Raw genomic sequence first — 11,085 nt, 5'->3', positions numbered from 1 at the left:
TCAACCCGGTAGGGCAAAGCGGCGTGCTGTTTGACGAACACTATTCGGACCAGGCGAAAACCTATGTAGAAGGTGGCTACGTGCCGCAGCATTTTGACGAGGCCGATGTAGCGGCGAGTACGCGGGGGACGTTGCGGTTGGTGCCCGCGAAATAACTGTAGGAGCCAACTTGTTGGCGAGAGGCCTTAAGCAGGGTGTCAGTTATCCAGCCTCGCCAACAAGTTGGCTCCTACAGAGTTAAGGGTTTAAGCCGGTTCTACGGCCTTCGGCGCAGGCGCGCGGCGTGGGTCGGGTTGTTTCCAGGAGTCGGCCGCTGCCTCTTCGATGGCCAGCTGAATCGCGCGTTTACGTGAGTCTTCGGCGCGTCGGGTGAAGAACCAGACCATGAACGTCGCTATCGATACCGCCAACAGGATCAAACTGGCGATGGCATTAATCTCCGGTTTCACCCCCAAACGTACCGCCGAGAACACTTCCATCGGCAACGTGGTTGAGCCCGGTCCGGAGACGAAGCTGGCGAGCACCAAATCGTCCAGCGACAAGGCGAACGACATCATTGCCCCAGCCGCCAGCGACGGCGCGATCATTGGGATGGTGATCTGCAAAAACACCTTCCACGGCCGTGCGCCGAGGTCCATAGCGGCTTCTTCGATGGACATGTCCAGCTCGCGCAAGCGTGCCGACACCACCACCGACACATACGCGGCACAGAACGTGGTGTGCGCGATCCAGATGGTGACGATGCCACGCTCTTGCGGCCAGCCGATCAATTGCGCCATGAACACAAACAACAGCAACAACGACAGACCAGTGATCACTTCCGGCATAACCAGCGGCGCCGTCGCCAGGCCGCCAAACAAAGTGCGTCCTTTGAAGCGCGCAATCCGGGTCAACACAAACGCGGCCATGGTGCCCAAGGCCACCGCAGCGACCGAGGTGTAGCAGGCGATTTCCAGCGAGCGCGCCACTGCGCCCATCAATTGCGTGTTATCCAGCAGGCCGACGTACCACTTGACCGACCAACCACCCCAAACCGTCACCAACTTCGAAGCGTTAAACGAGTAAATAACCAGGATGACCATGGGCGCATAAATGAACACCAGGCCCAGCACCAGCATCACTTTGGAGAACCTGAAAGCCTTCATGCTTTTGCCTCCAGCTCTTTAGCCTGACTGCGGTTGAACAGAATGATCGGCACAATAAGAATCGCCAACATCACCACCGCCAACGCAGACGCTACCGGCCAGTCACGGTTGTTGAAGAATTCCTGCCAAAGGATTCGACCAATCATCAATGTCTCAGGGCCGCCCAACAGTTCCGGGATCACAAACTCCCCGACTACGGGAATGAAGACCAGCATGCAGCCGGCGATAATCCCGTTTTTCGACAGCGGCACAGTGATTTTCCAGAAGCTGTTAAAGGTGCTTGAGCCCAGATCCGAGGCGGCCTCCAGCAAGCTTTGATCGTGTTTAACCAAGTTGGCGAACAGCGGCAGGATCATGAAGGGCAAATACGAATAGACCACGCCGATGTACACCGCCAAATTGGTGTTAAGTATCTGCAACGGCTCGTGAATCAGCCCCAGCCACATCAGAAACGAATTGAGCAGCCCGTTGTTACTGAGAATGCCCATCCAGGCATAAACCCGAATCAGAATCGCCGTCCAGGTCGGCATCATGATCAGCAACAGCAACACCGTCTGGCTTTCCTTTTTCGCCGTGGCAATGCCGTAAGCCATCGGGTAACCGATCAATAGGCACAGCAATGTGCTGAAGAAGGCCATTTTCAACGAACCAAGGTACGCGGCGATGTACAACTCATCATCGCCGAGCATCGCATAGTTGCCCAGGTTCAGGATCATCGAGAACTTCTGCTCAACAAAGCTGAAAATCTCGGTGTACGGCGGGATCGCAACGTCTGATTCAGCAAAGCTGATCTTCAATACGATGATGAACGGCAACATGAAGAACAGGAACATCCAAATAAAAGGCACCCCGATGACCAACTGCCGACCACCGGGAATTATTCGAGTCAGTGCGCGCTGAAATCTTTGATTTTTCATGAACGCAGTACCACGCCGCTGTCGTCTTCCCACCAGACATACACTTCGTCATCCCAAGTCGGCCGCGCGCCACGACGCTCGGCGTTGGCCACGAACGACTGGACCAGCTTGCCGCATGGCAACTGTACGTAAAACACCGAATGCCCACCGAGATAGGCAATGTCATGCACTTTGCCCCGGGACCAGTTGTGTTCGCAGGTGGGCATTTCGGTGGTGACCAATAGCTTTTCCGGGCGAATTGCGTAGGTAATGCGCTTGTCCTCCACTGATGTACTGATGCCGTGGCCCACGTAGATGTTGCGTTCCAGTTCCGGGCTTGCAATCAATGCGTGGCCCTCGGCGTCATCGATCACTTCGCCCTCGAACAAATTGACGTTGCCAATGAATTCACAGACCAAACGGCTGGTCGGGGTTTCGTAGATGTCGATTGGGCTGCCGATTTGCGCGATCCAGCCCAAGTGCATGATTGCAATGCGCTGGGCCATGGTCATGGCCTCTTCCTGGTCGTGGGTCACCATGATGCAGGTCACGCCCACGCGCTCGATGATTTCAACCAGTTCGAGCTGCATCTGCGAACGCAGTTTTTTATCCAGTGCGCCCATGGGTTCGTCAAGCAGCAGCAACTTCGGTTTCTTCGCCAGCGAGCGCGCCAAGGCTACCCGTTGACGCTGCCCGCCCGACAATTGATGCGGCTTGCGCTTGGCGTACTCGCTCATCTGCACCAGCTTGAGCATCTCTGCGACACGCGCGTCGATTTCCTGCGTGGAGATTTTGTCCTGCTTCAAACCGAAAGCGATGTTCTGCGCCACCGTCATGTGTGGGAATAGCGCGTAAGACTGGAACATCATGTTGATCGGCCGCTCGTACGGCGGCATGTCGGTGATGTCCACGCCGTCGAGGTAGATTCGTCCCTCGGTCGGCCGTTCGAAACCCGCAAGCATGCGCAGCAAGGTGGACTTCCCTGAACCCGACCCGCCGAGCAAGGCGAAAATTTCGCCCTTGTTGATCTGCAGGGACACATCGTCCACGGCAATTGTCTCGTCGAACTTCTTCGTGACCCGATCGATTTTGACCAGTACCTGCTTAGGCTGCTGATCAGCTTCGAGGGCTTTCTTATAGGCGCCGGAGGCAACTGCCATGTGATGAAACTCCCAACAAAATTTTAAAGCCCGACCACTGCAGCCGGGCCCGGATTTTTCATTTACCCGACTTAATCTTGGTCCAGCTGCGGGTCATCAGGCGTTGAACTTTAGGCGGCAGTTCAGCGCTGACGTAAAGCTTGTCGAGTACTTCTTGCGGTGGATAAACCGCAGGATCGGTACGTACTTTCTGTTCCATCACTTCGCCAGCCTTTGGGTTCGGGTTGGCATAACCGACGGCGTCACTGACCTGAGCGATCACCTCGGGCTTGAGCATGTAATTGATGAAGGCATGGGCTTCTTTGACATTACTTGCGTCCCGCGGGATCGCCAGCATGTCGAACCACAAGTTGCCGCCTTCCTTAGGAATCGCATACGCGATCTTCACGCCCTTACCCGCTTCTGCGGCACGAGCCCGCGCCTGGAACACATCGCCAGAAAAGCCGGCAGCAACACAGATGTCACCGTTGGCCAAGTCTGTTATGTATTTCGACGAGTTGAAGTACGTCACGTAAGGGCGCACGGCAAGCAGCTTCTCTTGCGCTTTAGCGTAGTCCTTGGGGTCTTCGCTGTTGGGTGGCAGGCCCATGTAATTAAGGACGGCGGGAATTATTTCATCGGCTGAATCCAGAAAGGCGACGCCGCACTTAGAAAGCTTCTTGATGTTTTCAGGCTCGAACAGCATCGCCCAGGAATCAATTTTATCGACACCCAGCACGGCTTTGACTTTATCGACGTTGTAACCAATGCCGTTGGTGCCCCACAGATAAGGGACTGCGTATTGATTACCCGGATCGTTCTTCTCCAACCGCTTGAGCAACGCAGGGTCGAGGTTTACGTAGTTGGGCAACTGGGTCTTGTCGAGTTTCTGGAAAGCCCCTGCCTTGATCTGTTTGCCCAAGAAGTGATTCGACGGTACTACTACGTCATAACCGGTATGCCCAGCGAGCAGCTTACCTTCAAGGGTTTCGTTGGAATCAAATACGTCGTACACCGGCTTGATCTTGGTTGCTGCTTCGAAGTCCACCAGCGTGGTTTCGCCAATGTAATCCGACCAATTATAAATATGCACAGTGGGCGCCGCATAAGCGCTGACCGCCAAGGTCAGAGACGCCCCCACCAGCATGGTTTTGCGAAATAAAGAAACAAACATTGGGTGGTCCCTTCTGTTAGGCCTTTGCCCAAATCCTGTAGGAGCCAACTTGTTGGCGAGGCGGTGTGTCAGACCGACCGCTAAAATCTCGCCAACAAGTTGGCTCCTACAGGGGGGAGCTTTTATTTACCGGACTTGATGGTGGTCCAGCTGCGGGTCAGCAGACGCAGCGTTGGTGCTGGCAAATCACTGATGGCGTACAGTTTTGCCTGGATATCTTCTGGTGGGTAAACGCCTGGGTCACTGGTGATGTCTTTATCAACCAATGGCGTGGCTGCCGAGTTACCGTTCGGGAAGTGCACGCTGTTGGTGATGGCGGCCATGATCTCCGGCTTCATGATGAAGTTCATGAATTTGTAAGCGCCTTCAACGTTATCGGCATCCTTAGGAATGGCCACCATGTCGTAGAAGCTGCCAGCACCTTCTTTCGGAATGTTGTAACTGATTTTGACCTTGTCACCGGCTTCAGCAGCACGGGCCTTGGCCTGATAAACGTCACCCGAATAACCAACTGCTACGCAGATGTTGCCGTTGGCCAAATCGGAGATGTACTTGGATGAGTGAAAGTAAGCCACTGATGGACGAACTTTAAGGAACAGCTGTTCAGCTTTTTTGATCTGGTCTTTGTCTTGGGTATCAGTCGGGAAACCCAAGTAATGCAGGGCTATCGGCATCATTTCAGTTGGCGAATCGAGGAAGCTGATGCCACAGCCTTTGAGCTTGGCAGCGTTCTCTGGCTTGAATACCAAGTCCCACGAATTTACCGGAGCGTCTGCGCCCAGCGCGGCTTTGACTTTTTCGGCGTTGTAGCCGATGCCGATGGAGCCCCACATGTACGGGAAGGCATGCTTGTTACCTGGGTCACTGGCTTTGCCGACAGTCGCCAGCAATTTCTCATTGAGATTTTTCCAGTTCGGCAGTTTGGACTTGTCCAGTTCCAGGTACACGCCAGCCTTGATCTGCTTGGCGAGGAAGTTGTTGGACGGCACTACAACGTCGTAACCCGACTTGCCAGCCAGCAACTTGGCTTCCAGCGTTTCGTTACTGTCAAAGACGTCGTAGACGACTTTGATACCTGTCTCTGCTGTAAATTTCTCGATGGTGTCTGGAGCGATGTAATCGGACCAGTTGTAAACGTGCAGTACTTTATCGTCGGCCTGAACAGCTGCGGCCACGACACCCATCAGGGACAAGGCGAGAAGGGTCTTGCCAAATAATTTCATGCGTGGAGCTCCATTGTTTAAACGCTAACGGTTGGGTAGCAGTGACGGATACAGCTGAAACAGTCGTTAGTCTGGCAATATCCTGGGCGGGCTTACAAGACCACTGGGCCCGCCTTATTCGTTTTTAATGCGTGTAGCGAATACCTAGTTTTGTAGTGCTTGCAACGTCAGGTCAAGACAGGCGCGCGCCTTGTCGATCAGTTCGTCAATTTCAGCAAAGCTAATCACCAACGGTGGCGAAATAATCATCGTGTCGCCCACCGCACGCATGATCAGGCCGTTATCAAAGCAGAAGGTTCGACAGATCATTCCCGCACCTTTGCCGACATAACGCTCGCGAGTGGACTTGTCTTTCACCAACTCGATCGCCCCCAGCAGCCCGACGCCGCGAACTTCACCCACCAGCGGATGATCATTGAGTTCACGTAAACGCTTTTGCAAATAAGGTGCCGTTTCGGTCTTTACCCGCTCGACGATTTTTTCATCGCGCAGGATTCGGATGTTTTCCAGCGCGACCGCAGCCGCCACCGGGTGCCCGGAATAGGTGAAGCCGTGGTTGAAATCACCGCCTTCATTGAGCACCTTGACCACTTCATCACGCACGATCAGGCCACCCATGGGGATGTAACCCGATGTCAGGCCCTTAGCGATGGTCATCATGTCGGGCTTGAGGTCGTAGTAATCGGAGCCGAACCACTCACCGGTGCGACCAAACCCGCAGATCACTTCGTCCGCGACAAACAGGATGTCGTACTTGGCGAGGATCTCTTTGATCTTCGGCCAGTAGCTATCGGGCGGAACAATCACCCCGCCCGCACCTTGAATCGGCTCGGCAATAAAGGCCCCCACGTTGTCGACGCCCAGCTCTAGAATCTTCGCTTCCAGTTGTTCGGCAGCCCAGACTCCGAAAGCGTCCGGGGTCATGTCGCCGCCTTCGCCGAACCAATACGGCTGCGGAATGTGGACGATGCCGGGGATCGGTAAATCGCCCTGCTCATGCATGTAGGTCATACCGCCCAAACTGGCTCCGGCCACGGTAGAACCGTGATAACCGTTGACCCGGCTGATAATAATTTTCTTTTTCGGCTGGCCCTTGATCGCCCAGTAATGACGAACCATGCGCAACATGGTGTCGTTGCCTTCAGAACCAGAGCCAGTGAAAAACACATGGTTCATGCCTTGCGGCGCGATGTCGGAAATGGCCTTGGCCAGCTCCAGCACCGGCGGGTGAGCGGTCTGAAAAAACAGGTTGTAATAGGGCAGCTCACGCATCTGTTTGCTGGCAGCATCAGCCAGTTCTTCACGGCCATAACCGATGGCGACGCACCAAAGGCCGGCCATGCCATCGAGGATCTTGTGGCCTTCGCTGTCCCACAGGTAAACGCCCTGCGCGCGAGTAATAATGCGTGGGCCTTTTTCCTGCAGTTGCTTGTAGTCGCTGAACGGCGCCAAGTGGTGATCGCGGCTCAAGGCCTGCCATTCGCGCGTTTGTGTCGTGTTGCTGCTCATACCGCTTTTCTCCGTATGTATCAGACCGCGAACAGCAGGAACTCACGTTCCCATGAGCTGATCACGCGCTTGAAATTCTCGTGTTCGGCGCGCTTGACCGCGACGTAACCGACGATGAATTTCTTGCCGAGGTATTTCTCGATGGTCTTACTGTTTTCCATCCGCTCCAGCGCATCTTCGATGGTCAATGGCAGACGTAAATTGCGCCGCTCATAACCACGGCCGACCACGGGCGCGCTGGGGTTGATCGCTTCGACCATGCCGATAAATCCACACAGCAGGCTGGCGGCAATCGCCAGGTACGGGTTGGCATCGGCGCCCGGCAGACGGTTTTCCACGCGACGGTTTTGCGGGCCTGCGTCTGGCACGCGCAAACCAACGGTACGGTTCTCTTCGCCCCACTCCACGTTTACCGGTGCCGAGGTGTCAGGCAGGAAGCGCCGAAACGAATTGACGTTCGGTGCGAACAACGGCAGCAACTCGGGAATGAATTTTTGCAGGCCACCGATATGGCACAGGAACAATTCGCTCATCGTCCCGTCTTCGTTGGAAAAGATGTTTTTGCCCGTGGCGATGTCAATCACGTTCTGGTGCAAGTGCATCGCGCTACCGGGCTCGCCGGTCATCGGTTTGGCCATGAACGTCGCAGCCACATCGTGCTTGAGCGCGGCCTCGCGCATGGTCCGTTTGAACACCAGAATCTGGTCAGCCAGCGACAATGCGTCACCGTGACGGAAGTTGATTTCCATCTGTGCGGTGCCGTCTTCGTGAATTAACGTGTCGAGGTCGAGGTTCTGCAGCTCACACCAGTCGTAGACATCCTCAAACAGCGGATCGAATTCGTTGGCGGCTTCTATAGAGAAGGATTGACGCCCGGTTTCCGGGCGACCAGAGCGACCAATCGGTGGCTGCAGCGGAAAATCCGGGTCTTCGCAGCGTTTGGTCAGGTAAAACTCCATCTCTGGCGCCACGATGGGCTGCCAGCCCTTGTCGGCATAGAGCCTCAGGACCTTCTTCAAGACGTTGCGGGGCGACAACTCGATGGGGTTGCCTTGTTTGTCGTAGGTGTCGTGAATCACCTGGGCGGTGGGCTCTATGGCCCACGGCACAAGGAATACTGCGTTCTGATCCGGACGGCAGATCATGTCGATGTCCGCCGGGTCCAGCAGTTCGTAGTAGATGTCATCCTCGACATAGTCGCCGGTGACCGTCTGCAACAACACACTCTCGGGGAGGCGCATGCCTTTTTCGGCAATGAATTTGTTGGTGGGTGAAATCTTGCCGCGGGTGATCCCGGTGAGGTCGCTGATCATGCATTCAACTTCGGTGATCTTGTGCTCTTTCAACCAATCCGTGAGCTGATCGAGGTTGCTACTCATAAATACCTCAGGAGGTAGAACCTGTGCGCCGTTGTGCGCTCAGGCGGTTTTCGACGCATCTGCGTCGCGGTGTGCTGCTCGCGTTCGACAGGCATCGCCGAACGCTTGGAAAATCGCCAGATAATGCGGGTTGGAGGTGACTTGCCACTCCGGGTGCCATTGCACACCTAAAGCAAAACCTGCGCCCGTCTCAACTGAAATCGCTTCAATCAGCCCATCGGGCGCCAGTGCCTCGATGCGCAAACCAGGGGCCAGCCGTTCAACGCCCTGACCGTGAATCGAGTTAACCTCGATCTCACTTGGCAAGCCGAGGCCCGCCAGCACGCCGCCTGGTTGGATATGCATGGTGTGGCTGGGCCCATATTGAACCTCGATAGGTTCGTTGCTTTGCTCACGGTGGTCCATGAACGTTCCAACTTCGTGAACGTGCTGGTGCAAACTGCCGCCAAACGCTACGTTCATCTCCTGAAAGCCCCGGCATATGCCGAGTACCGGCACGCCCGCCGCTACGGCAGCACGGATCAGCGGTAAGGTGGTGCGGTCGCGTTCGGGATCATGAGCAGTGCCAGGCAAACTGGCTGGGCCGCCGTAGTAATAGGGTTCGACATTGGAGGGCGACCCGGTAAACAGGAGCCCATCAAGACTGGAAAGAAGTTCGGCGGGATCAAGCAGCTCAGCCAGTGAAGGCAGTATCAGTGGTAAGCCCTTGGCAGCAACAGCGACTGCTCTAACGTACTTATCCCCACTGATGTGGTAACTGTGCAGACCGATCTGCTTGGTGCAGGCGGTCACGCCGATTAACGGCAGGCGAGACATGGGACCCCCGGTATTATTGCTGTTTTGGGTTGCAATCGAGCTTAGCCTTGTTCATTTTTTTACACAACACCCCCGTAAAAAATAGAACACAGCCTGCTCTAGCGGGTAGGTCCCAAGCCCTCAGATGCGTTTTTTTTGCCCTAAATTGCCGCAAAAAGCCCCCTACAGTGCTTTTTTGGGGCAAAACAAGGCTCTCTTGACTTCATCATGGCTTTCAGATTGACTGAATCCTGAAAAGATCAATGATTGATATTTTTAACAACAAAGGTGCTTCATCATGTCGGTACCCCCGCGTGCCGTTCAGCTTAACGAAGCGAACGCGTTCCTTAAGGAACATCCTGAGGTTCTGTACGTCGACCTTCTGATTGCAGATATGAATGGTGTGGTGCGCGGTAAGCGCATAGAACGCACCAGCCTCCATAAGGTTTACGAGAAAGGCATTAACTTGCCGGCTTCATTGTTTGCCCTGGATATCAATGGCTCGACGGTAGAAAGTACCGGCCTTGGTCTGGACATCGGTGACGCTGACCGAATCTGTTATCCGATCCCCGGCACTCTGTGTAATGAACCTTGGCAAAAGCGCCCTACCGCGCAATTGCTAATGACCATGCACGAAATCGAAGGCGAACCCTTCTTTGCCGACCCGCGTGAAGTGCTGCGCCAGGTTGTCAGCAAGTTCGATGAAATGGGCCTGACTATTTGTGCCGCATTCGAACTTGAGTTCTACCTGATCGATCAGGAGAACGTGAACGGTCGTCCCCAGCCACCGCGCTCACCAATCTCTGGTAAACGCCCACATTCGACTCAGGTTTACCTGATCGACGACCTCGACGAATACGTTGATTGCCTCCAGGACGTTCTGGAAGGTGCCAAAGAGCAAGGCATCCCGGCTGACGCTATCGTTAAGGAAAGTGCCCCGGCGCAGTTCGAAGTGAACCTGCATCATGTCGCCGACCCGATCAAAGCGTGCGACTACGCGGTACTGCTTAAGCGGTTGATCAAGAACATCGCTTACGACCACGAAATGGATTCGACCTTTATGGCCAAACCCTATCCGGGTCAGGCAGGTAATGGTCTACACGTCCACATCTCGATTCTTGATCGCGATGGCAAAAACATATTCACCAGCGAGGATCCCGAGCAGAACGCCGCGTTACGCCACGCGATCGGCGGTGTGCTCGAGACCCTACCGGCGTCGATGGCGTTCTTATGCCCGAACGTCAACTCCTACCGTCGTTTTGGCGCACAGTTTTATGTGCCTAACTCACCATGCTGGGGCCTGGACAACCGGACCGTCGCCTTGCGCGTTCCGACCGGAACACCAGACTCCGTACGTATCGAACACCGGGTAGCCGGTGCCGATGCCAACCCATACTTGCTGCTGGCCTCTGTGCTGGCGGGCGTGCACCACGGCTTGACCAACAAGATCGAGCCAGGCGCCCCGGTGGAAGGCAATTCCTACGAGCAGAACGAACAAAGCCTGCCCAACAACTTGCGTGATGCCCTGCGCGAGCTCGACGACAGTGAAATCATGGCGCGTTATATCGACCCGAAATACATCGATATCTTCGTCGCCTGTAAGGAAAGTGAGCTGGAAGAGTTCGAACATTCCATCTCCGACCTCGAGTACAACTGGTATCTGCACACGGTGTAAGCCCGTGCGGTAAAAAGAACGCCGTCAGCTTTTGGGCTGGCGGCGTTTTTTTTGGGTTTAGGTCAGGTTGACCGAGTCGTTTTCTTCGCGAACAAGTTCGCTCCCACCGAAAATTGCATATCCCCAGTGGGAGCGAACTTGTTCGCGAAG

General features: G+C 55.1%; 10 protein-coding genes. 2 read left to right on the top strand and 8 right to left on the bottom strand.

The genetic code is table 11. The features are described from left to right. The coding region (locus M0974_RS31125; protein WP_297845862.1) for a penicillin acylase family protein at nt 1-155 on the top strand (155 nt) is incomplete at its 5' end. Nucleotides 156-245: 90 nt separating this feature from the next. Here the strand turns inward: M0974_RS31125 and M0974_RS31120 are convergent. The 8 genes from M0974_RS31120 to M0974_RS31085 form a co-directional block, all read right to left on the bottom strand. Next, entirely contained in the window at nt 246-1,145 is a 900-nt protein-coding gene (locus M0974_RS31120; protein ID WP_297845859.1) for an ABC transporter permease subunit, read from the bottom strand. After that, nucleotides 1,142-2,023 (bottom strand): ABC transporter permease subunit, encoded by an 882-nt coding sequence (locus M0974_RS31115; RefSeq protein ID WP_297845861.1) that lies wholly within the window; start codon nt 2,021-2,023, stop codon nt 1,142-1,144. The genes M0974_RS31120 and M0974_RS31115 overlap by 4 nt, the downstream gene beginning before the upstream one ends. A gap of 35 nt (nt 2,024-2,058) precedes the next feature. Next, entirely contained in the window at nt 2,059-3,201 is a 1,143-nt protein-coding gene (gene potA / locus M0974_RS31110) for a polyamine ABC transporter ATP-binding protein (RefSeq protein ID WP_297845858.1), read from the bottom strand. Between the two features lie 58 nt (nt 3,202-3,259). Then, nucleotides 3,260-4,354 carry a polyamine ABC transporter substrate-binding protein gene (locus M0974_RS31105; RefSeq protein WP_297845856.1) on the bottom strand — a complete coding sequence of 365 codons (1,095 nt, stop codon included), beginning with the start codon at nt 4,352-4,354 and terminating at the stop codon, nt 3,260-3,262. Nucleotides 4,355-4,476: 122 nt separating this feature from the next. Next, nucleotides 4,477-5,577, bottom strand: coding sequence for a polyamine ABC transporter substrate-binding protein (locus tag M0974_RS31100; RefSeq protein WP_297845854.1), 1,101 nt, complete (start codon nt 5,575-5,577; stop codon nt 4,477-4,479). Between the two features lie 144 nt (nt 5,578-5,721). Next, nucleotides 5,722-7,086, bottom strand: coding sequence for an aspartate aminotransferase family protein (locus M0974_RS31095; protein ID WP_297845852.1), 1,365 nt, complete (start codon nt 7,084-7,086; stop codon nt 5,722-5,724). A 20-nt stretch (nt 7,087-7,106) separates the two neighbouring features. Further along, a complete protein-coding gene (locus M0974_RS31090; RefSeq protein WP_297845851.1) occupies nt 7,107-8,465 on the bottom strand; it encodes a glutamine synthetase family protein in 1,359 nt (452 codons plus the stop codon). 39 nt (nt 8,466-8,504) lie between these two features. Continuing rightward, entirely contained in the window at nt 8,505-9,281 is a 777-nt protein-coding gene (locus M0974_RS31085) for a gamma-glutamyl-gamma-aminobutyrate hydrolase family protein (protein WP_297845850.1), read from the bottom strand. A gap of 277 nt (nt 9,282-9,558) precedes the next feature. On the opposite strand from M0974_RS31085, the gene M0974_RS31080 reads away from it, so the two are divergent. Beyond that, on the top strand, nt 9,559-10,935 hold the full coding sequence (locus tag M0974_RS31080; protein WP_297845848.1) for a glutamine synthetase family protein: 1,377 nt from the start codon (nt 9,559-9,561) through the stop codon (nt 10,933-10,935). Nucleotides 10,936-11,085: the final 150 nt, after the last annotated feature.

Origin of the sequence: Pseudomonas sp. (assembly GCF_026224925.1) — a bacterium.
Taxonomy (GTDB): domain Bacteria; phylum Pseudomonadota; class Gammaproteobacteria; order Pseudomonadales; family Pseudomonadaceae; genus Aquipseudomonas.
Note: the sequence above shows the minus strand (reverse complement) of the source record. Positions and strands in the feature narration are given on the sequence as shown.

What these genes read in the sequence shown, in the direction of transcription:
- M0974_RS31105 (WP_297845856.1), bottom strand. Translation starts at nt 4,354, where the DNA reads ATGTTTGTTTCTTTATTTCGCAAAACCATGCTGGTGGGGGCGTCTCTG.
- M0974_RS31100 (WP_297845854.1), bottom strand. Translation starts at nt 5,577, where the DNA reads ATGAAATTATTTGGCAAGACCCTTCTCGCCTTGTCCCTGATGGGTGTC.
- M0974_RS31080 (WP_297845848.1), top strand. Translation starts at nt 9,559, where the DNA reads ATGTCGGTACCCCCGCGTGCCGTTCAGCTTAACGAAGCGAACGCGTTC.
- M0974_RS31095 (WP_297845852.1), bottom strand. Translation starts at nt 7,086, where the DNA reads ATGAGCAGCAACACGACACAAACGCGCGAATGGCAGGCCTTGAGCCGC.
- potA (WP_297845858.1), bottom strand. Translation starts at nt 3,201, where the DNA reads ATGGCAGTTGCCTCCGGCGCCTATAAGAAAGCCCTCGAAGCTGATCAG.
- M0974_RS31120 (WP_297845859.1), bottom strand. Translation starts at nt 1,145, where the DNA reads ATGAAGGCTTTCAGGTTCTCCAAAGTGATGCTGGTGCTGGGCCTGGTG.
- M0974_RS31085 (WP_297845850.1), bottom strand. Translation starts at nt 9,281, where the DNA reads ATGTCTCGCCTGCCGTTAATCGGCGTGACCGCCTGCACCAAGCAGATC.
- M0974_RS31090 (WP_297845851.1), bottom strand. Translation starts at nt 8,465, where the DNA reads ATGAGTAGCAACCTCGATCAGCTCACGGATTGGTTGAAAGAGCACAAG.